This window comes from Nonomuraea lactucae (assembly GCF_003313395.1).
Taxonomy (GTDB): Bacteria; Actinomycetota; Actinomycetes; order Streptosporangiales; family Streptosporangiaceae; genus Nonomuraea; species Nonomuraea lactucae.
The window spans coordinates 1-17,449 of record NZ_QNFZ01000152.1 but is presented as its reverse complement, the minus strand read 5'-3'; the positions used below and the strand labels follow the sequence as shown (position 1 = coordinate 17,449).

The following is a 17,449-nucleotide window of genomic DNA, read 5'->3' as shown; positions in this document are numbered from 1 at the left end:
AGATGAACGGGACATGCTGGTTCTCCTTGTTGCGGTGGGTGATGTCTTCGGGCGGGGTTCAGCCCTGGTGCAGCGCGCCGCGCAGGGTGTGGACCGCCTGGTCGATGGCGGCCTGCGCGCCGTGCGTCTCACGCAGCGCGTTGAGCATCACGAAGTCGTGGATCACGCCCAGGTAGCGGGTGGCGACGACCGGAACGCCCGCGGCGCGCAGCTTGGCGGCGTAGGCCTCCCCCTCATCACGGAGCACGTCGGCCTCGGCGGTGATGACCAGAGCCGGCGGCAGCCCGGCCAGCTGCTCGGTCCCGGCCCGCAGCGGCGAGGCGGTGATCTGCGCCCGCTCGCTCTCGTCGGTGGTGTACTGGTCCCAGAACCAGCGCATCGCGTCGCGCCGCAGGAAGTAGCCCTCGGCGAACTGCCCGTAGGAGCCGGTGTCGAAGCCCGCGTCGGTGACCGGATAGAACAGCACCTGCGCCAGCAGCGGCACGTCCCCGCGCTCCTTGGCCATCAACGTCAGCGCGATGGCCATGTTCCCGCCGACCGAATCGCCGGCCACCGCGACCCGCGAACCGTCCAGGCCCTTGTCCGCCCCCGCGGTGACCACCCAGCGGGCCACCGCGTAGTTCTGCTCGATCGCCACCGGATAGCGGTGTTCCGGCGAAAGGTCGTACTCGGAGAAGACCACCGCCACACCGGCACCGACGGCCAGTTCGCGAACCAGCCGGTCATGCGTGTGAGCGTTACCGAACACCCAGCCCGCGCCGTGAATGTAGACGACCACCGGCAGCGGCCCGACGGCCCCCTTCGGCCTGACGATCCGCGCCCGCACCGACCCGGTCGGGCCGCCCTCGACGGTCACCCACTCCTCATCGACCTCTGGCTTGGAGATCTCGCCCGACTGAACCTCGTCCACCACCGCGCGCCCCTCAGCCGGCGGCAACTCGAACAGGAACGGCCCGGCAGCGGTGGCCTCGGCGAACGCGGCCGCCGCGGGCTCAAGGACAGGGACCAGGTTCACAGGCTTGTCAGACATCTTCGTGCTCCTTGCCAATCGTGGAGGAGAGCGGCGGTTACGCTCCGGCGACTCGGTACGTCGCTTACGCAAGACAATAGGGCACAAGTACCTCGTGCACAAGTTAATCTCGCAAAATTATCTCTCGCGCACTTCAAGAGGTACCATGTCCGGGAAGAACGGGTCCCGGAGACCACGAAGGCACGAGCAGAGAGAAGAACCCCATGCCATCCACGCACACCGTCGAGGACGAGACACAGGAGGAGACGTTCACGCGCCTTGACGACTTCCTGTGCTTCGTCCTCTACTCCGCCCACCGCGCGGTGACGAACGCCTACCGGCCGCTGCTCGACGAGATCGGATTGACCTACCCGCAGTACCTGGTGCTGGTCGCGCTGTACGAGAACGGCCCGTCCTCGGTCAAGGGCCTCGGCGCGAAGCTCCACCTCGACTACGGGACGCTGACGCCCCTGCTGAAGCGTCTGGAGACGAACGGGCTGGTGCAGCGCCGCCGGCGCGCCGACGACGAGCGGTCGGTCCAGGTGTCGCTGACCGAGGAGGGCACGGCCCTTCGCCGGCGCGCCCGCACCCTGATCCCCGCCATGGGCGCCGCCATGGGGCTGACCACCCAGGAGGAGGACCAGATCAAGATGCTGCTGCGACGGCTCACCGGAAACCTCACCGAGGGCCCCGGGGCCTGACCGGACGCGACTCCCGGCCGGGGACACCTCCGTCCCCGGACAGGCTCCGTGCGGACAGGCTCGCCGCAGTTTGCCGACCCACAGCCGGCAGCGCGCCGAAGCCCGCCGAAGCCCGCCGGATAGAGGCAGGCCGGCTCGAGCCCGGCCTCGCCGCGGATGCCCGGCGCCACCAACATCCCCATCTACCTCTGCGAACCCGCCGGCCCCCTGACAGTGCGGCTCCCACGAGAACGTCAACGACACCCCGGGGTGTGAACCGTTTCAGGCCCGCTGCCCGTCCGAGGGCGGCCCGGTGGTCGGCGCACACCAAGCCGATCCGTGGCTCGGAGTCGTCGAGTGGGGCGCCCGGCCCACCGATGGGTTCCGGGTGCGGATTTCTGTTCGTCGTCAACGTGCCGGGGCACGCTCGCCCCCAGGGCGCGTCTGTCGTCAGGGCTGGACGGGGGCGACGACCACCTCTACGCGCTGGAACTCCTTGATGTCGGAGTAGCCCGTGGAGGCCATGGTGCGCTTGAGGGCGCCCATGAGGTTCATCGAGCCGTCGGCGACACTGGACGGCCCGTGCAGGATCTGCTCCAGGGTGCCGACCGTGCCGAACTTGACGCGACGGCCGCGCGGCAGGTCGGGGTGGTGGGCCTCGGAGCCCCAGTGGTAGCCGTGTCCGGGCGCCTCGGCGGCGCGGGCCAGCGGCGAGCCGACCATGACGGCGTCGGCGCCGCAGGCGATGGCCTTGGCGATGTCGCCGGAGGTGCCCATGCCGCCGTCGGCGACGACGTGGACGTAGCGGCCGCCCGACTCGTCGAGGTAGTCGCGGCGGGCCGCGGCCACGTCGGAGATCGCCGTGGCCATCGGCACGGCCACGCCCAGGACGTTGCGGGTGGTGTGGGAGGCGCCGCCGCCGAAGCCGACCAGTACGCCGGCCGCGCCGGTGCGCATGAGGTGGAGGGCGGCCGTGTAGGTGGCGCAGCCGCCCACGATGACCGGGACGTCGAGTTCGTAGATGAACTGCTTGAGGTTGAGCGGCTCCGCCCGGCCCGAGACGTGCTCGGCGGAGACGGTGGTGCCGCGGATGACGAAGATGTCGACGCCCGCGTCGATGACCGCCTTGTGGTACTGGACGGTGCGCTGCGGTGACAGGCGGACCGCGGTGGTGACGCCGGAGGCGCGGATCTCCTCGATGCGGCGGCCGATCAGCTCTTCCTTGATCGGCGCGTTGTAGATCTCCTGGAGCCGCCTGGTCGCGGCCTCGGCGTCGAGCCGGGAGCACTCCTCCAGCAGGGGCAGCGGGTCCTCGTACCGGGTCCAGAGCCCTTCGAGGTCGAGCGGCGCGAGACCGCCGAGCCGGCCGATCTCGATCGCGGTGGCGGGCGAGACGACGCTGTCCATGGGCGCGACGACGACGGGCAGCTCGAACCGGTAGGCGTCGATCTGCCAGGCGATCGAGACCTCCTCCGGGTCACGGGTGCGCCGCGAGGGCACGAGGCCGATCTCGTCGAGCGCGTACGCCCGGCGCCCCGTCTTCCCCCGGCCGATCTCCACCTGCTGAGTCATGTATTACCTTCTGTGATAGTTCGGAGCTTCCACGGTCATCTGGATGTCGTGGGGATGGCTCTCCTTGAGGCCCGCCGCCGTGATCGGCATGAGCCGGCAGTCGGTGTGCATCTGCGGGATCGTCCGGCAGCCGGCGTACCACATGCCCTGGCGCAGCCCGCCGACGAGCTGGTGGGCGACGGCGGCGACGGGGCCGCGGTAGGGGACCTGGCCCTCGATGCCCTCGGGGATGTATTTGTCCTCGCCGCCGACGTCGGCCTGGGCGTAGCGGTCCTTGCTGAACGAGGCGCCCCCGCGTTCGCGGTTGCGTACGGCTCCGAGCGAGCCCATGCCCCGGTAGGACTTGAACTGCTTGCCGTTGATGAAGATCAGCTCGCCGGGCGACTCCTCGCAGCCCGCCAGCAGCGATCCGAGCATGACGGTGTCGGCGCCCGCGGCGATGGCCTTGACGATGTCGCCGGAGTATTGCAGGCCGCCGTCGCCGACCACCGGCACGCCCGCGGGTCCGCACGCCAGCGAAGCCTCGTGGATCGCGGTCACCTGCGGCGCGCCCACCCCGGCCACCACGCGGGTGGTGCAGATCGAGCCCGGGCCGACGCCGACCTTGACCGCGTCGGCGCCCGCGTCGACCAGCATCTGCGCGCCGGCCCTGGTCGCGATGTTGCCGCCGATGACGTCGACCTTGCTGTTGGCCTTGACCTTGGCGATCATGTCGGCCAGGCCCTTGGAGTGGCCGTGGGCGACGTCCACGATGATGACGTCGACGCCCGCCTCGATGAGCGCCTTGGCCCGCACCTCGGCGTCGCCGCCGACGCCGACGGCGGCGCCCACGACCAGGCGGCCGTCGGGGTCTTTGGTGGCGAGAGGATACTGCTCGCTCTTGGTGAAGTCCTTGACCGTGATCAGGCCGCGCAGCCTGCCGTCGGGGTCCACGAGCGGCAGCTTCTCGATCTTGTTCTGCCTCAGCAGCGTGAACGCCTGGTCGCGCGAGACACCGACCGGGGCGGTGACCAGCGGCATCGGGGTCATCACAGCGCGCACCGGGCGCGAGTGGTCGGTCTCGAAGCGCATGTCGCGGTTGGTCACGATGCCCACGAGGGTGCCGTCGAGGTCGGTGACCGGTACGCCGGAGATCCGGTAGGTGGCGCAGAGCCGCTCCACGTCGGCCAGCGTGTCGTCGGGCGTGCAGGTGACGGGGTTGGTGACCATGCCGGCCTCGGACCGCTTGACCAGGTCCACCTGCTGGGCCTGCTCCTCGACCGACAGGTTGCGATGGAGGATGCCGATGCCGCCCTGGCGGGCCATGGCGACCGCCATGCGGGCCTCGGTGACGGTGTCCATGGCCGCGGAGACCAGCGGGATGGAGAGCGTGATGCCGCGGGACAGCCGCGTACGCGTGTCGGCGTCACCGGGCTGCAGGTCTGAATACGCGGGCACGAGCAGCACGTCGTCGAATGTCAGACCCGTCTCGGTGAACTTGGACATGCTGCGGCCCCCTCCTGCCGTTGCGCTTATCGCAGTCAAGTCTAGGGCCTGGCTCCAAACAGCACCGATGCCGGGAGGACGATGACCCCCACGGCCCGTCGTACTCCCGGCATCGAAAGAGCCGGGGGATGGGACGGTCGGTGATCCGTCCCATCCCCCGGCAGCGGCATCCGGGCGCGAAGCGCGTCGCGCCACCGAACCCCCCTCCGCGTCCTGATGGCTCCGCACAGCCGTGGCCCGGTGGTTGCCGACTCTCGATCCAGCGTGGTGGAGCCCGGTTGCGCACCGCAATGTGCAAACGTGCAATTGCACGAAGTTGCACATGCCTCGGGCGAGGTTCGGGCGAGTCGGCACAAGAAGCGGACACGGGCCCGCGACCGCGTTATCCTCGCGACACGCCCGTGTCCCCGTACGGAGCTCTCTGAGATGCCTGACGAGTCACGCTACGCGGTCGACCCTCTGCAGACGCTGGGCCTCGATCCGGCTCAGGCGGCCCTCTACACCTCTGTGCTGCGCCTGCACCGGGCCACGCTGGCGGAGGTGGCCGAGGCCATGGGGGGTCCGGCCGACAAGGTGAGCAGGCAGCTCGACGACCTCGTCAAGCTGGGCGTGGTCGACGAGCAGTCCGGCGAGTACCTCGCCCGGCACCCCGCCGGGGCGCTCGGCCGCCTGATCGCCGACCGTCTCGACCGGCTGGCCGAGGAGAGCAGGCGCATCGACTCGGCGCTGGGGTCGATCCGGGGTCTGATCCGCGACTACGACGCCGGGCGCGACTACCAGAGCGGGCCGTTCCCGGTGGAGCTCGTCAGCGGGGCGGACGTGCTGTACGAGAGCGTGGTCGGCATGGCCGTGCAGTCACCGCCGATGACGCTGCTGACCGCCATCCCCGACGGGCGCACGATGACCGATTTCGTGCGGAAGTTCGCAGATCCCTGGATCGACGCGCAGGAACGCGGGCTGCTGGAGGTGCGCGCGGTCATCCCGGTCGGCACCCTGCCGCTGCCCGGCGTACGCGACCAGCTCACCCGCCTCCTAGAGGCCGGCGGCGGGGTCCGGACGCTCGACCGGGTGCCCAGCTGGTTCATGACCGCGGGACCCGAGGCCGCCGGCCTGCCCGCGCTGTGGGGCGGCAACCTCCCCGATCACGCCTACAACTTCTACCTGGTGCGCACGCCGATCGTCGTGGGCGTGCTCCGTTCGCTGTTCGAGGAGCTGTGGGGGCGGGCCGTGCCCATGCCGTGGGGCGGCGGGAGCGACGGTGTCGTACAGGTGCTCAGGCTCGCGGCGCAGGGCATGTGCGACGAGTCGATAGCCCGCCAGCTCGGCGTGTCCCTGCGTACGGTCCGGGCGAGGTTCGCCGAAGCCATGTCCAGACTCGGCGCGCAATCACGCTTCCACGCCGGCGTGGAAGCCGCCCGGCGTGGATGGCTGGTCCAATAACAACCGCTGGGGCCGCATCGGTCATATGGTGGGAAGGTGTTGGAAGACGTCCCCCGCGACCCGTTCGCGGACGACCCGAACGACCCGTCCGCGGCGATGGGCGAACTCGACGAGGCCGAGCCACTCACGGCGGCCGAACGCGACGAGGCCATCACCGACCTCGCCGACGTGGAGGTCTTTCGCGCGCTGCTGGAGCCCCAGGGGGTGCTCGGCCTCGTGCTCGACTGCCCCGAGTGCGGCGAGCAGCACTTCTTCGACTGGGAGCTGCTGCGCGGCAACCTCCGCCAGATGATCGAACACGGCCAGCCGCAGGTCCACGAGCCGGCCTTCCAGCCCGACCCCGCCGACTACGTGACCTGGGAGTACGCCAGGGGCTACGTGGACGGCGTCATCGACACCGAGGAACGCCGCTGACCCGACCCCTCGACGCCGTGGACCAGACTGTCGCCGACTTCGTGTAGAAGATCTTCTTCAGGTAGGACATCGTCGAGAAGAACGGCGAGGAGCCGTGCAGCGGGATCTCCACGGTGGAACGGCTCGCCACGAGCCAGCGCGTCCAGAAGCGCCTCGCTCTCCTCCTCCGGCGTCAAGCCGACTCCAGCTCGGCCATCTGCCGCAACCTCGCGAGCGCCCGGTGCTGGGCGACCCGAACCGCACCTGGTGACATGCCGAGTACATTACCGGTCTCCTCCGCCGACAGCCCCGACACCACCCGCAACAGCAGCAACTCGCGCTGGTTGTCCGGGAGCCTTGCGAGCAGCCTGCGAGCGTGCTCCACCTCGATGTAGCGGACCACGGTCTCCTCGGGCCCGGGCCCGTCGTCGGGCCCGTCGGGCAGGTCCTGCGTCGGAACGGCCGAACGCACCGAACTCCGCAACGCGTCGGCCACCTTGTGCGAGGCGATCCCGAAGACGAACGAGGCGAACGGCCGGCCCATGTCGCGGTATCGGGGCAGCGCGGACAGCACCGCGATGCACACCTCCTGGGCAACGTCATCAGCTATGTGATATTGCCCGGAAACCCTGCCCAGCCTGGCGCGGCAATACCGCACCACCATCGGCCGCAACTCGCCCAGCAGGGATTCGATCGCGCTGCGATCGCCCTGTACGGCGAGACTGGTCAGTTCCCTAAGGTCGGAGTCATCCGTTCGTGCCGGAAGTCTCGACGCGAGCCTTACCCCAATTTTGGCGTCGGCGACGCTTCCCTCGCTCACGATAGGCATGATGCCCGCACTGATCCTGCCTGTCGTCATGGCGAACGGCTACGGATTGGTCACATTGAAGCGACGATAACGGGCCGTAATCGATTGGCGACACTAAGCCTTTATTCCTGGCAGAATATTTCACCCTTATGCCGAAATGACGCGACACTTGTCAGGCACCCGGACGCTTTGCGAACACCGGGGGTTTACTCCGAATAAGTCACCTTTCCATATCCGCTGACCGTCTGGACAGCACACCCTCCGCTGTGCCCCAGGTACCACGTGACACGGCATTCCAACGCCCCGAATCCCCTCGACGCGAACCAGCCCGTCCGGGGACGCACGCCTGGACATCCCGCCCGAACGCCGTCCAGACACGGGCACGCGCCCGAACACCTCCCAGCGACGGCACGCGCCCGAAACACCTCCCAGACACGCGCACGGCCCACCCCGGGGTCGGGGTGGGCCGTGCGGTGGGACGGGTGGGCCGTCAGTGGCCGTGACCGTGGCCGTGCCCCTGGCCCCCGGCCGGGGCCTCCTCCTCGGGCTTGTCCACCACGAGGGCCTCGGTCGTGAGGAGCATGCCCGCGATCGACGCGGCGTTCTGCACCGCCGAGCGGGTGACCTTGACCGGGTCGATGACGCCCTGGCCGATCAGGTCGCCGTACTCGCCCGTCGCGGCGTTGAGGCCGTGGCCGGCCGACAGCTCGGCGACCTTGTGGGTGACCACGTAGCCCTCGAGGCCGGCGTTCTCGGCGATCCAGCGGGCGGGCTCGACCAGCGCGCGGCGCACGACGCCGACGCCCGTGGCCTCGTCGCCCGACAGGCCGAGGTCGTCGAGCTCCTTGGAGACGTGGATCAGGGCCGAGCCACCGCCGGAGACGATGCCCTCCTCGATCGCGGCGCGGGTCGCGGAGATCGCGTCCTCGAGGCGGTGCTTCTTCTCCTTGAGCTCCACCTCGGTGGCGGCGCCGACGCGCAGCACGCACACGCCGCCGGCGAGCTTGGCCAGGCGCTCCTGCAGCTTCTCGCGGTCCCAGTCGGAGTCGGACTGCTCGATGGCAATCTTGATCTCCTTGACGCGGTCCTCGATGGCCTGCGGGTCACCGGCGCCGTCCACGAGGGTGGTGGTGTCCTTGGTGACCACGATGCGGCGAGCCTGGCCGAGCACCTCGAGGCCGACGTTCTCCAGCTTGAGGCCGATCTCCTCGCTGACGACCTGGCCGCCGGTGAGGATGGCCATGTCCTGCAGCATCGCCTTGCGGCGGTCGCCGAAGCCGGGCGCCTTGACGGCGACCGAGGTGAACGTGCCACGGATCTTGTTGGTGACCAGGACGGCCAGGGCCTCGCCCTCGACGTCCTCGGCGACCACGAGCAGCGGCTTCTTGGTCTGGGCGACCTTCTCGAGCAGCGGCAGGAAGTCGGCGATCGAGGCGATCTTGCCCTGGTGGAGCAGGACGTAGGCGTCCTCCAGGACCGACTCCATGCGCTCGGGGTCGGTGACCATGTAGGCCGACAGGTAGCCCTTGTCGAACTGGAGGCCCTCGGTGAACTCGAGCTCCATGCCCATGGCGTTGGACTCTTCGACCGTGAGGACGCCGTCCTTGCCGACCTTGTCGAACGCCTCGGCGATCAGCTCGCCGATCTTGGCGTCCTGGGCGGAGATCGTCGCGACGTTGGCGATCTCCTTCTTGTCCTCGACCGGGCGGGCGCTGGCGAGCAGCTTGTCGCTGATCTCCTTGGCGGCCTTGTCGATGCCGCGCTTCAGCGACAGCGGCGAGGCGCCGGCCGCCACGTTGCGCAGGCCCTCACGGACCATGGCCTGGGCCAGGACCGTCGCGGTGGTGGTGCCGTCGCCCGCGATGTCGTTGGTCTTGGTGGCCACTTCCTTGGCGAGCTGGGCGCCGAGGTTTTCGTAGCGCTCCTCCAGCTCGATCTCACGAGCGATGGTCACGCCGTCGTTCGTGATCGTCGGAGCACCGAACTTCTTGTCGATGACGACGTTGCGGCCACGGGGGCCGAGGGTAACCTTCACGGCATCCGCGAGGGCGTTGACGCCACGCTCGAGCGCGCGCCGGGCGTCCTCGTCGAACTCCAGGATCTTCGCCATTTTGCTGAAAGTCCTCTCCTGGTGTCGAAGGCCCCGGCCGCACGAGAGCGCCCGGGGCCCGACACAACCGGCTTACTTCTCGATGATCGCGAGAACGTCGCGGGCGGAGAGCACGAGGTACTCCTCGCCGCCGTACTTGACCTCGGTGCCGCCGTACTTGCTGTAGAGAACGATGTCACCCTCGCTGACGTCGAGCGGGATGCGCTTGTCGCCGTCCTCGTCCCAGTTGCCGGGGCCCACCGCGAGGACCCTGCCCTCCTGCGGCTTCTCCTTGGCGGTGTCAGGAATGACCAGGCCGGAAGCGGTGGTCTGCTCTGCCTCGAGCGGCTGCACCACGATGCGGTCGCCGAGCGGCTTAACGGGAACCTTGGTGGCGGTCGTCACGATCGGACCTCCCCTTCAGATTTGGATGATCTAGAAGAGGCGACCAGCGGGGCCTGCCGTCGCGGGTGTCAGACCTGCCTCGTCGCACGTTGGCACTCTCAAGGGGAGAGTGCCAACAGGAAACATATGCAAGAGGGGCTTGACAGTCAACACGAACGGCTCTGCTGAGAGCGATCAGGCCCGCGACATGCCCGTTCGTTGAGGAAGATGCACCTTTTGACCGCCTTCGAGGTGCGCCGCCGCGGCCATGCCCGCGCCCAGACGCTAACGTCGTACGGCGTGGACCTCGACGCCTTCCGCCGCTTGCTGACCCCGCCCGGCCGGCAGGCTCTGGAGCAGGCGCTGGAGCTCCAGGGCGCCGACCCGGTGACGGCGGCGACGACGCTGCGCAAGAGCCACGACGCCGCGCTCGCCTCGGCCGCCCTCACCCAGGCCGGGCTCAGGGAGCGGGCCAGGGCCAAGTTCGGGGCCGACGCGGAGGTGATGCACTTCACGCCCCACGGCCTGGAGCAGGCCACCCGCGCGGAGGTGGCCGCCCACCGCGCCCGACGCCTCACCGGCCGGCCTCCCGGCCCCGGCGGCCCGGGAACGAGTGGGCCCTGGTCCGACGGCTCGGGAACGGACCAGCCCCCATCCGCCACCTCAGGAACGACCCAGCCCCCGTCCAGCGCCTCAGGAACGAGCCGACCCCCGTCCGGCGGCCCGCGGGTCGTGGACGTCTGTTGCGGGATCGGCGGCGACCTCATCGCGCTGGCCCGCGCGGGCTGCGCGGTGGACGCCGTGGACGCCGATCCGCTGACCGCCGCGGTGGCCAGGGCCAACGCCGACGCGCTCGGGCTCGGCGACAGGGTGACGGTCAGGGTGGCCGACGCCGCCACGGTGTCACCGGAGGACTACGACGTCCTGTTCGCCGACCCGGCCCGCCGCGGCGCGAGGGGGCGCACGTTCGACCCCAACGCGTACTCCCCGCCCTGGCCGGTCGTGCTCGACCTCGTCGCCAGGGCCGAACGCGCCTGCCTCAAGGTCGCTCCGGGCATTCCGTACGAGTTCGTCCCGGAAGGCGCCGAGGCCGAGTGGGTCTCCTACAAGGGAGAGGTGAAGGAGGCCTCCCTCTGGATCGACCGCCGCCACGGCGGCCCCCGAACGGCATCCGGCCACCCGGCGGCGCGATCGGACGTCGCCACCGGCATCCCCCCGATGGTGCGGCGGGCCACGTTGCTCCCCAGCGGGCACACCCTGACCGCGGAGGGCGCTGTCGCTCCCGTCGGCCCCGTCGGCCGCTACGTCTACGAGCCCGACGGCGCCGCGATCCGCGCGCACCTGGTCGGCGAGGTCGCCGGGATGGTCGGCGGGCGCCTGCCGGACCCGATGATCGCCTACATCACCGGCGACGAGCCGGTCGACACCCCCTGGGCGGCGAGGTACGAGGTCCTGGACGTGCTCCCGTTCTCGCTGAAGCGCCTGCGCGCCGCCCTCCGCGAACGACGAGTCGGAAATGTCACCATCAAAAAGCGCGCCTCGGCCGTCGACATCGAACGTCTCCGCGCAGACCTACGACTTTCGGGCGACAAATCCGTCGTGGTCATTCTCACCAGGATCATGGACAAACCGTCAGCCCTCATTTGCCACCCCGCCCCACCTGCGTAAATAGCAAACCAGGGCGATCCCACAATAACCACGATATTTTCCATCGCCCTGACGTACCTTGATCGAAAGGCTAAGGTGTGCGGACGGGAGTTCTCCCCCCTATTGCGGTTTGCCGCGTTCTCCTTTTCATCTGAAAACCGGACCTATCCCACCGCTGCGCGGCAGACCGTCGGCGAGCGAAGGAGCTTTCGGTGGATCTTTCCAACCACACCACCCTTCTCCAGGCAGGCGGGCATACCACCATCCCCGACAGGATGCGGGAGCTGCTGGCTCGTGCCGCTCAGGATCACGTGTACGAGCAGCGCACCCAGGGCGCCGTTCTCGACGAGATCCGCCAGCGGCTGGAAGGGATGGAGTGGCTGCTGCGGGAGGTGCGCGAGCGCGAGCTCGGGGGGTTGAGCGGCACGCTTGAGACGGTGAGCGGGCGGCTCGACGACATCGCGGCCAAGCCGCCGATGTGGGCCGAGGGCCTCGCCCAGCACGTGGAGGCGGTACGCGACCACGTCGACGCCGTCGGCGACCAGGTCGGCACCGTTGACGCCCGCGTCGAGTCGGTGAGCCAGCGGATCTCCCCCGTGACCGAGCTGCCCGCGCTGCGGGGCGATATCACCGCGATCGGCGGCGGCGTCGAGGAGACGCTCCGTCGCCTGCAGACGGTGATCGACAGCGGTGAGGGGATCGCCAAGCGGATGGGCGAGTTCGCCGCCACGTTGAGCCAGTTGCATTCGAGCATGGAGGTCGCCGCCAACCGCTTCACGCGGCTCGACAAGTCGCTCGCCGAGCTCGCGGCCCGCGCCGACCACGTGGACGGCGTGCTGGCGGAGCTGTCGACGGGCCTCGACGGCAGGATCGCCGTCGCCACCGACCAGGTGAGCGCCGTGACCGAGCGGCTCACCGCCACCGAGCACCATGTGGCCGCCCGCCTCGACGACGCCGGAAACCGGCTCGCCACCCACCTTGAGGACGCCGAGCAGCGGCTGTCCGGACGGCTCGACAACCGCCTCATGGCGATCGAATCCAGGCTCGACGGCGTGGACGCCCGCATCGAGGCCACCGGCGAGGGCTTCGCCGACCTCGACACCCGCCTCGACGGCATCGACGGCGGGATCGCCGGGCTCGACTCCAAGCTGAACGGTTTCGACCAGCGGCTCGTCTCGGTCGAGGGCCGGATCGGCGCGGTGGACGGGCGCATCGACGGCCGGTTCACCGCGCTCGACGAGCGCGTGGCCGCCACCGACCAGCACATCGCCGAGGCCGCCACCCGCAACGAGGCCCGCTTCAACCACCTCGACAACAACCTGGAGTCCCTCGACGAGCGGATCGGCGAGCTCGAAGAGCACCTGACGACCCGCTTCGACACCGTCGACAGCACCGTGAACGGCCGCTTCAACACCGTCGACACCAGGCTGACGGCTGGCTTCGACACCGTCGGCAGCCGCTTCGACCATGCCGAGAGCACGATGACCACCCGGTTCGACACGGTCGACACCAGCCTGGCCGCCCGCTTCAACGCCGTGGACACCGGCCTGCAGAGCCGCTTCGACTCCCTGGGCACGCGCTTCGACGGCGTCGACGGGCGCCTCACCGACCTCGCCGCCCGTGCCGAGCAGGCCGGCGAGCAGCTCGAGAACGTCGACGACCGCGTGGAGGCGGTCAACCAGCGCGTCGGCCAGCTCCCCGCCACGCTCGGCATCGGCGAGCGGATCGACGAGCTGCTCGCCGCCCAGACAGCCGCCCAGACCGAACGCCTCACCGCCGCGGCGGCGGCGCTCACCGAGACCGTCCAGGCCCGCCCCGACCGCGACGAGCTCGCCCAGACCGTCACCGGCATCGTCCAACCGGCGACCACCGGCCTCACCAAACGCCTCGGCGCCCTGGAAGAGACCATGCTCGCCCTCGCCGAGGCCCTCCTCCGCCCCACCCGGCCCAAGGACTGACTCTTTCCAGCAGACCTTTTCCAGCAGGTCCTTTACGGCAGAGCCGACGTCACGCGCACGCGCCGACGTCGGCGCGCGTCTGTCATGGCCGGTCGTGAAGGCTCACGGACCGCTCGCCGTGACGACGCGCCTTCCGGGCCGCCTCCGTGGCCGAGCCACAGGCCGCTGTCCGTGCCCGCACCCGGCACCGCCTCAGCCCACACGCTGGTCGCGCGTCACCCACCAGTCGGTGCGGATGGCCGACGCGCCGGTGAGGTGCGCCGACGATTCAGGGTGTCGATTCAGATGGCGCGGACCGACCAGAGTTGCATCTTGTCATGTGGGTCGCAGATCAGAGGGGTGAGAACCTGGGCGTTCCCGACATCGATGGTGTTGCTCGCCCCGGCGCACCAACCGCTGCCGACGTTCTTGATCAGTACGCCGCCCCGGTGCTTCACGTGGGTCCACCGCTGGTTCCTGTCACGACTGTCGCAAGGCACGGTCCGGTAGTCCCGCCTCGTATTTCGCGACTCGATGAGGCAGCGTCCGGTCTTCACATTGGAGCGGAGGCCGTTGGCGCGCTCGACCCACTTCTGGTTCTTGTTGTTCTGCCTAGAAAGCGCGTAGACGTTGCCGTTGGGGTCGGAGTCGAGGAACAGGCCGTTGTAGTTGTTCCAAATCTCCCACACAGTGCCGGCGTGGGCTGTGCCCGGAACGGTGACGGCGCCGGCGGTCACCAGCCCGACGACCATCGCGACGCGCGCGGTGCCCCGCTTCCAGCTTCGCATTCGATGTCTCCTACTCGGTTCCTCATCGGATGTCCGCGACCCCCGCCACGCCAGTCCAGCCGAGGCGGGCCGACGGTATCCCAGCGTGTCGCGATTGTCGCCATCCTGCGGTGCCGCACTGTTCACCTGACACCCCAACGGCTGTCCAATTTGTCCGCCCGGTGCCCCTGCCGACCGGCCGCACACGGGTCACGTCACACCACTCCGGGCGAGCGCGCACAGCCGCGAGTCGGCCGCCACGCCGCCGCCGATCAGCAGGTCGTGCACGTCGTACTGCTCAGCCGGCTTCCCCGTCGACGGGAGCGCGCGCCAGCGCCAAGGCACAGGTCATCGGCGATGTGGAGGTAGCCGGCGCCGGAGTGTGGCTGCCCCGTGGCGGGTAAGGCGTCCCGTTACACCTCAGTCGGTGGGGATGGCCGACGCGCCGGTGAGGTGCGCCGGCCATCCCAGGCAGCGGCGTCCCACGGTGTCGATTCAGATGTTGCGGACCGACCAGAGTTGCTGCTTTTCCTTTGAATCGCATCGTGCAGGGACGACTGTCCGGGCACCCGCGCTATCCTTTTGGTCTCCCGACGCGAGGCACGTACGATATTCGACGTTTATGATCTTTACGCCGCCCCGGACCTTCTCCAAGACCCATAGCGAATCCCGCGCTGAGCAAGTCTTCGCCGTTCGGATGCCTCGCAAAGGATGTACTTGTACCATCCTGAGGCAACGTCCGGTCTGCACGTTGAAGAAGCGGCTGTCGGAGCCCCGAGTCCACTTCTGGTGCTTGTTGTTCTGCCTGGGGATCGCGTAGACGTTGCCGTTGATGTCGGAGTCGAGGAACAGGCCGTGGTAGTTGTTCCAAATCTCCACCTCGGTGCCGGCGTGGGCCGTGCCCGGCACGGTGACGGCGCCGGCGGTCACCATACCGACGACCATGGCGACGCGCGCGGTGCCCCGCTTCCAGCTTCGCATCGATGTCTCCTACTCGGTTCCTCATCGGATGTCCGCGACCCCCGCCACGCCGGTCCGGCCGAGGCGGTACCGGACGCCCGGGAAGCCTCCGCCGGTGCTATCCCGGCGTGCCGTGTGTCGCGATCGTCGCCATCCTGCGGCGGCGCACTGTCCACCTGACACTCCATCGGCTGTCCAATTGGGGCCGCCCCCGCTGCCGGCCCGCCGACCAGCCGACCCACTGACCGGCCTCCAGGCCATCGCCGACGTGACGCCGACATCGAGGTGAGGCCACGTGGCGAGGCCACCGCCAAGGCGCGACGCCACCGGGGCACGACGCCACTGGAGCGCGACACCAGCGTCCCGTCATCCGCCAGTCGGTGCGGGATGGCCGACGCGCCGGTGAGGTGCGCCGGCCATCTCAGGCAGTGGCGTCCCACGGTGTCGATTCAGACGGCCCGGACCGACCAGAGTTGCTTCTTGTCGCCTGCATCGCAGCGACGAGGGACGACTGTTCGGGCACCCGCGCTATCCCTTTCGTCTCCCGACGCGAGGCACGAACCGATGAGGCGGTTCTTGATCAATACGCCGCCCGGGCGCTTCAAATGCTCCCACTGCTGGTTCCGCTTCCCGCTGCATCCCTCCGTTCGGATGGTCAACCTTTTGTTTACTAGGAACTCCGCGAGGCAGAGTCCGGTCGCCGCGTTGCGGAGGCCGCCGGCGTGCTCGATCCACTTCTGGTTCCTGTTGTTCTGCCGGGGGATCGCGTAGACGTTGCCGTTGGGGTCGGAGTCGAGGAACAGGCCGTGGTAGTTGTTCCAGATCTCCCAAGTGGTGTCGGCGTGGGCTGTGCCCGGCACGGTGGCGGCGCCGACAGTCACCAAACCGACGACCATGGCGACACGCGCGGTGCCCCGCTTCCAGCTTCGCATTCGATGTCTCCTACTCAGTTCTCATCGGATGTCGCCATCCTGCGGCGCCGCACTGTCCACCTGACATCCCAACGGCTGACCAATTGCTGTCCGCCCGGTGCCCCCGCCGACCGGCCGAACGGCCGGCCGAGTGCCGTTGTCCTGCTCAACCGGTTCCCACGCCGAGATGACACCGACATCGAGGTGAGGCCACTGGCGACGCCACCGCCAAGGCGACGCCATCAGGCAGGACACCGTCGCTGCCCCGTGGCGGGTAAGGCGTCCCGTCACCCGCCAGTCGGCGCGGGATGACCGACGCGCCGGTGAGGTGCACCGGCCATCCCAGGCAGCGGCATCCCACGGTGTCGATTCAGACGGCCCGGACCGACCAGAGTTGCTTCTTATCACTTGCGTCGCAGGGGCGAGAGTAGGTTGTTCGGGCGCCCGCGCTATCCTTTTCGTCTCCCGACGCGAGGCAATTACCTGGGACGGGAACGCTCCTGATCAATACGCCGCCCCGGTGCTTCTCGTGCTTCCACTGCTGGTAGTACATCGACCCGTCGCACTTCACTGTTCGGATGCTGAAGACATCTTTGCTTCCCAGCATGTGCGCGAGGCAGAGTCCGGTCGCCGCGTTGGAGCGGAGGCCGTTGGCGCGCTCCACCCACTTCTGGTTCCTGTTGTTCTGCCTGGGGATCGCGTAGACGTTGCCGTTGGGGTCGGAGTCGAGGAACAGGCCGTTGTAGTTGTTCCAAATCTCCCACACAGTGCCGGCATGGGCCGTGCCCGGCACGGTGACGGCACCGGCGGTCACCAAACCGACGACCATGGCGACACGCGCGGTGCCCCGCTTCCAGCTTCGCATTCGATGTCTCCTACTCGATTCCTCACCGGATGTCGCCGACGCCCGCCACGCCGATCCGGCCGAGGCGGCACCGGACGCCCAGGACGCGCCGACGACGGTATCCCAGCATGCCGAGTGTCGCGATCATCGCCATCCCGCGACGCCACGCTGCTCACCTACCACTCCAACAGCTGTCCGATTGGTGTCCGCCCGGCGCTGGCGCCGGGCGGACGACCGGCCGCGTCACACCGCTCCGGGCGAGCGCGCGCGGCCGCGAGTCGGCGGCCACGCCGTCGCTGAAAGGCGTCCCGTCACCCCGCCTGGTCGGGTCAGACGTGGACCGTGGTGATCGGCAACGAGGAGTCGGCCGGGATTGCCAGCGTCGACGGATTGATCCCGGCCGCCACCAGGTCGGAGCCCAGGGCGGCGACCATCGCGCCGTTGTCGGTGCACAGCCCGGGCCGGGGCACGCGCAGCCGCACGCCGGCCGCGTCGCACCGCTCCTGGGCGAGCGCGCGCAGCC

16 protein-coding genes and 1 pseudogene are annotated in these 17,449 nt (G+C 69.3%); 5 read left to right on the top strand and 12 right to left on the bottom strand.

What is annotated here, in order from left to right:
* Nucleotides 1–58: 58 nt before the first annotated feature.
* Nucleotides 59–1,030, bottom strand: coding sequence for an alpha/beta hydrolase (locus tag DQW85_RS10330; RefSeq protein ID WP_113700132.1), 972 nt, complete (start codon nucleotides 1,028–1,030; stop codon nucleotides 59–61).
* 203 nt (nucleotides 1,031–1,233) lie between these two features.
* Between DQW85_RS10330 and DQW85_RS10325 the strand changes: the two genes are divergently transcribed.
* Nucleotides 1,234–1,710, top strand: coding sequence for a MarR family winged helix-turn-helix transcriptional regulator (locus tag DQW85_RS10325; protein ID WP_113700131.1), 477 nt, complete (start codon nucleotides 1,234–1,236; stop codon nucleotides 1,708–1,710).
* A 429-nt stretch (nucleotides 1,711–2,139) separates the two neighbouring features.
* Here the strand turns inward: DQW85_RS10325 and DQW85_RS10320 are convergent, their stop codons facing one another.
* Together DQW85_RS10320 and guaB are read right to left on the bottom strand one after the other, a co-directional pair.
* Complete coding sequence (locus tag DQW85_RS10320; RefSeq protein ID WP_240197072.1) at nucleotides 2,140–3,261, bottom strand: GuaB3 family IMP dehydrogenase-related protein; 1,122 nt, start codon at nucleotides 3,259–3,261, stop codon at nucleotides 2,140–2,142.
* A 3-nt stretch (nucleotides 3,262–3,264) separates the two neighbouring features.
* A complete protein-coding gene (guaB, locus tag DQW85_RS10315; RefSeq protein WP_113700129.1) occupies nucleotides 3,265–4,746 on the bottom strand; it encodes an IMP dehydrogenase in 1,482 nt (493 codons plus the stop codon).
* A 426-nt stretch (nucleotides 4,747–5,172) separates the two neighbouring features.
* On the opposite strand from guaB, the gene DQW85_RS10310 reads away from it, so the two are divergent.
* Complete coding sequence (locus DQW85_RS10310; RefSeq protein WP_113700128.1) at nucleotides 5,173–6,186, top strand: helix-turn-helix transcriptional regulator; 1,014 nt, start codon at nucleotides 5,173–5,175, stop codon at nucleotides 6,184–6,186.
* A gap of 36 nt (nucleotides 6,187–6,222) precedes the next feature.
* Nucleotides 6,223–6,600: a DUF5319 domain-containing protein gene (locus DQW85_RS10305; RefSeq protein ID WP_113700127.1), complete on the top strand. Its 378-nt coding sequence runs from the start codon at nucleotides 6,223–6,225 to the stop codon at nucleotides 6,598–6,600.
* Between the two features lie 172 nt (nucleotides 6,601–6,772).
* Here the strand turns inward: DQW85_RS10305 and DQW85_RS10300 are convergent, their stop codons facing one another.
* The 3 genes from DQW85_RS10300 to groES all read right to left on the bottom strand — a co-directional run bounded on the left by DQW85_RS10300 (nucleotide 6,773) and on the right by groES (nucleotide 9,881).
* A complete protein-coding gene (locus tag DQW85_RS10300; protein ID WP_090930520.1) occupies nucleotides 6,773–7,408 on the bottom strand; it encodes a sigma-70 family RNA polymerase sigma factor in 636 nt (211 codons plus the stop codon).
* Between the two features lie 469 nt (nucleotides 7,409–7,877).
* On the bottom strand, nucleotides 7,878–9,497 hold the full coding sequence (groL, locus tag DQW85_RS10295; RefSeq protein WP_113700126.1) for a chaperonin GroEL: 1,620 nt from the start codon (nucleotides 9,495–9,497) through the stop codon (nucleotides 7,878–7,880).
* 72 nt (nucleotides 9,498–9,569) lie between these two features.
* Nucleotides 9,570–9,881: a co-chaperone GroES gene (gene groES / locus DQW85_RS10290; protein ID WP_113700125.1), complete on the bottom strand. Its 312-nt coding sequence runs from the start codon at nucleotides 9,879–9,881 to the stop codon at nucleotides 9,570–9,572.
* 279 nt (nucleotides 9,882–10,160) lie between these two features.
* Here groES and DQW85_RS10285 point away from each other — a divergent pair, with 279 nt between their 5' ends.
* On the top strand, nucleotides 10,161–11,528 hold the full coding sequence (locus tag DQW85_RS10285; protein ID WP_240197073.1) for a class I SAM-dependent methyltransferase: 1,368 nt from the start codon (nucleotides 10,161–10,163) through the stop codon (nucleotides 11,526–11,528).
* Between the two features lie 191 nt (nucleotides 11,529–11,719).
* A complete protein-coding gene (locus tag DQW85_RS10280; RefSeq protein ID WP_113700124.1) occupies nucleotides 11,720–13,465 on the top strand; it encodes a coiled-coil domain-containing protein in 1,746 nt (581 codons plus the stop codon).
* Nucleotides 13,466–13,746: 281 nt separating this feature from the next.
* On the opposite strand, the gene DQW85_RS10275 is transcribed toward DQW85_RS10280, so the two are convergent.
* The 6 genes and pseudogenes from DQW85_RS10275 to DQW85_RS10255 form a co-directional block, all read right to left on the bottom strand.
* Entirely contained in the window at nucleotides 13,747–14,232 is a 486-nt protein-coding gene (locus DQW85_RS10275) for an RICIN domain-containing protein (RefSeq protein ID WP_113700123.1), read from the bottom strand.
* Nucleotides 14,233–14,421: 189 nt separating this feature from the next.
* The gene (locus DQW85_RS47605) at nucleotides 14,422–14,556 is read right to left on the bottom strand and encodes a hypothetical protein (RefSeq protein WP_275888193.1); all 135 of its coding nucleotides are present in this window, start codon (nucleotides 14,554–14,556) and stop codon (nucleotides 14,422–14,424) included.
* 150 nt (nucleotides 14,557–14,706) lie between these two features.
* Nucleotides 14,707–15,192, bottom strand: a complete 486-nt coding sequence (locus DQW85_RS10270; RefSeq protein ID WP_113700122.1) for an RICIN domain-containing protein — start codon at nucleotides 15,190–15,192, stop codon at nucleotides 14,707–14,709.
* 428 nt (nucleotides 15,193–15,620) lie between these two features.
* Nucleotides 15,621–16,103: an RICIN domain-containing protein gene (locus DQW85_RS10265; protein ID WP_113700121.1), complete on the bottom strand. Its 483-nt coding sequence runs from the start codon at nucleotides 16,101–16,103 to the stop codon at nucleotides 15,621–15,623.
* 349 nt (nucleotides 16,104–16,452) lie between these two features.
* Nucleotides 16,453–16,947 (bottom strand): RICIN domain-containing protein, encoded by a 495-nt coding sequence (locus tag DQW85_RS10260; protein WP_113700120.1) that lies wholly within the window; start codon nucleotides 16,945–16,947, stop codon nucleotides 16,453–16,455.
* A gap of 308 nt (nucleotides 16,948–17,255) precedes the next feature.
* Nucleotides 17,256–17,449 (bottom strand): annotated as a pseudogene (locus DQW85_RS10255) (tRNA (adenosine(37)-N6)-threonylcarbamoyltransferase complex transferase subunit TsaD); the annotation flags it as partial.

Bases quoted from the DNA above. Each gene is read 5' to 3' on its own strand.
- DQW85_RS10330 (WP_113700132.1), bottom strand. From the start codon at position 1,030: ATGTCTGACAAGCCTGTGAACCTGGTCCCTGTCCTTGAGCCCGCGGCG.
- DQW85_RS10325 (WP_113700131.1), top strand. From the start codon at position 1,234: ATGCCATCCACGCACACCGTCGAGGACGAGACACAGGAGGAGACGTTC.
- DQW85_RS10320 (WP_240197072.1), bottom strand. From the start codon at position 3,261: ATGACTCAGCAGGTGGAGATCGGCCGGGGGAAGACGGGGCGCCGGGCG.
- guaB (WP_113700129.1), bottom strand. From the start codon at position 4,746: ATGTCCAAGTTCACCGAGACGGGTCTGACATTCGACGACGTGCTGCTC.
- DQW85_RS10310 (WP_113700128.1), top strand. From the start codon at position 5,173: ATGCCTGACGAGTCACGCTACGCGGTCGACCCTCTGCAGACGCTGGGC.
- DQW85_RS10300 (WP_090930520.1), bottom strand. From the start codon at position 7,408: ATGCCTATCGTGAGCGAGGGAAGCGTCGCCGACGCCAAAATTGGGGTA.
- groL (WP_113700126.1), bottom strand. From the start codon at position 9,497: ATGGCGAAGATCCTGGAGTTCGACGAGGACGCCCGGCGCGCGCTCGAG.
- DQW85_RS10275 (WP_113700123.1), bottom strand. From the start codon at position 14,232: ATGCGAAGCTGGAAGCGGGGCACCGCGCGCGTCGCGATGGTCGTCGGG.
- DQW85_RS10270 (WP_113700122.1), bottom strand. From the start codon at position 15,192: ATGCGAAGCTGGAAGCGGGGCACCGCGCGCGTCGCCATGGTCGTCGGT.
- DQW85_RS10265 (WP_113700121.1), bottom strand. From the start codon at position 16,103: ATGCGAAGCTGGAAGCGGGGCACCGCGCGTGTCGCCATGGTCGTCGGT.
- DQW85_RS10260 (WP_113700120.1), bottom strand. From the start codon at position 16,947: ATGCGAAGCTGGAAGCGGGGCACCGCGCGTGTCGCCATGGTCGTCGGT.